2 protein-coding genes are annotated in these 2,679 nt (G+C 67.9%); both read right to left on the reverse strand.

The features are described 5' to 3' along the window. A partial coding sequence (locus tag ABZ565_RS35245; protein WP_361036377.1) for a 2-oxoacid:ferredoxin oxidoreductase subunit beta occupies positions 1 to 854 on the reverse strand: 854 nt, incomplete at its 3' end. After that, positions 847 to 2,679: 2-oxoacid:acceptor oxidoreductase subunit alpha (locus ABZ565_RS35250; protein ID WP_361036380.1), on the reverse strand; the 1,833-nt coding region annotated here is incomplete at its 5' end. The genes ABZ565_RS35245 and ABZ565_RS35250, both read right to left, overlap by 8 nt.

Below are 2,679 nucleotides of genomic sequence, written 5' to 3' on the forward strand. Positions count from 1 at the left end.
GGGGCATGGGCGTCGTGGACGAGGATCTGGGACTTGTTGTCCTCGGTGACGGCGACGACCTTCAGGTCGCCGGTGAGCGGGTCGCGTACGACGCCCTTGGAGCCTTCCGTGCCGAAGACGATGGGCTGGCCGTGTTCCAGGCGGATGACGGCTTCTTGTGCCTGGTCCTTGTCCTTGAGGACTTCGAAGGCGCCGTCGTTGAAGATGTTGCAGTTCTGGTAGATCTCCACGAGGGCTGTGCCCGGGTGGTCGGCGGCGGCGCGGAGCACGCTGGTGAGGTGTTTGCGGTCGGAGTCGACGGTTCTCGCGACGAAGGATGCCTCGGCGCCGATGGCGAGGGATACCGGGTTGAAGGGGGCGTCGAGTGAGCCCATCGGCGTCGATTTGGTGATCTTGCCGAGTTCGGAGGTGGGGGAGTACTGGCCCTTGGTGAGTCCGTAGATCCGGTTGTTGAAGAGCAGGATCTTGAGGTTCACGTTGCGGCGCAGGGCGTGGATGAGGTGGTTGCCGCCGATGGACAGTGCGTCGCCGTCGCCGGTGACGACCCAGACGGAAAGGTCGCGGCGCGAGGTGGCCAGGCCGGTCGCGATGGAGGGGGCGCGGCCGTGGATGGAGTGCATCCCGTAGGTGTTCATGTAGTACGGGAAGCGGGAGGAGCAGCCGATGCCGGAGATGAAGACGATGTTTTCCTTCGCGAGGCCGAGGTCGGGCATGAAGCCCTGGACGGCGGCGAGGACGGCGTAGTCGCCGCAGCCGGGGCACCAGCGCACTTCCTGGTCGGACTTGAAGTCCTTCATGGACTGCTTGGCCTCGGCCTTGGGCACGAGCTGGAGCAGTTCGTTCGTCTCAGGCATCGATGGCCTCCTCAAGAGCGGTGGCGAGCTGCTCGGCCTTGAACGGCATGCCGTTGACCTGGTTGTAGCTGTGGGCGTCGGTCAGGTACTTGGCGCGGATGAGGGTGGCGAGCTGGCCGAGGTTCATCTCGGGGACGACCACCTTGTCGTAACGTGCCAGGACCTCGCCCAGATTGTGGGGGAAGGGGTTGATGTGGCGCAGGTGGGCCTGGGCGATGGAGCGTCCCGAGGCGCGCAGCCGGCGCACGGCGGCGGTGATGGGTCCGTATGTCGAGCCCCAGCCCAGCACCAGCGTGTCCGCGTCCGCGGGGTCGTCGGCCTCGATGTCCGGGACCTGGATGCCGTCGATCTTGGCCTGGCGGGTGCGGACCATGAGGTCGTGGTTGGCGGGGTCGTAGGAGATGTTGCCGGTGCCGTCCTGTTTCTCGATGCCGCCGATGCGGTGTTCGAGACCGGGCGTGCCCGGGACCGCCCACGGGCGGGCGAGCGTCTGGGGGTCGCGTTTGTAGGGCCAGAACACTGCGGTGCCGTCGGCGAGTTCGTGGTTGGGGCCGCCGGCGAACTGGACGCGCAGGTCGGGCAGCTGGTCCAGCTCCGGGATGCGCCAGGGTTCGGAGCCGTTGGCCAGGTAGCCGTCGGAGAGGAGGAAGACCGGGGTGCGGTAGGTCAGGGCGATGCGGGCGGCGTCCAGGGCGGCGTCGAAGCAGTCGGCCGGGGTGCGGGGGGCGATGATCGGGACCGGGGCCTCGCCGTTGCGCCCGTACATCGCCTGGAGCAGATCGGCCTGCTCGGTCTTGGTGGGCAGCCCGGTCGAGGGGCCGCCGCGCTGGATGTCCACGATCAGCAACGGCAGTTCGAGCGAGACCGCCAGCCCGATGGTCTCCGACTTCAGCGCCACACCCGGCCCCGACGTGGTCGTCACGGCGAGGGAACCGCCGAACGCCGCGCCCAGCGCGGCACCGATGCCCGCGATCTCGTCCTCGGCCTGGAAGGTCCGCACGCCGAAGTTCTTGTGCCGGCTCAGCTCGTGCAGGATGTCCGAGGCCGGCGTGATCGGGTACGAGCCGAGGTAGAGCGGCAGGTCCGCCTGACGGGAGGCGGCGATCAGGCCGTAGGCCAGGGCGAGGTTCCCCGAGATGTTGCGGTAGGTGCCGGTGGGGAAGGCGTGGGAGGCCGGGGCCACTTCGTAGCTGACGGCGAAGTCCTCCGTCGTCTCGCCGAAGTTCCACCCGGCCCGGTAGGCGGCCACGTTCGCCTCGGCGATCTGCGGCTTCTTCGCGAACTTCGCCCGCAGGAACGCCTCGGTGCCCTCGGTCGGCCGGTGATACATCCACGACAGCAGCCCGAGCGCGAACATGTTCTTCGAGCGCTCGGCCTCCTTGCGGGAGAGCCCGAACTCCTTCAGCGCCTCGATCGTCAGCGTCGTCAGCGGCACCGGATGGACGTTGTACGCCTCCAGCGAGCCGTCCTCCAGCGGGTTGGTCTCGTAGCCGACCTTCGCCATCGGGCGTTTCGTGAACTCGTCGGTGTTCACGATGATCTCGGCCCCGCGCGGCACATCGGCGATGTTCGCCTTCAGCGCCGCCGGGTTCATCGCGACCAGCACGTTCGGCGCGTCACCCGGCGTCAGGATGTCGTGATCGGCGAAATGCAGCTGGAACGACGAAACCCCCGGCAGCGTGCCCGCAGGAGCACGGATCTCGGCCGGGAAGTTCGGCAGCGTGGACAAGTCGTTCCCGAAGGACGCCGTCTCCGAGGTGAACCGGTCACCCGTGAGCTGCATGCCGTCACCCGAATCACCCGCGAAACGGATGACCACCCGGTC

This window comes from Streptomyces sp. NPDC016469 (assembly GCF_040632905.1).
Taxonomy (GTDB): Bacteria; Actinomycetota; Actinomycetes; order Streptomycetales; family Streptomycetaceae; genus Streptomyces.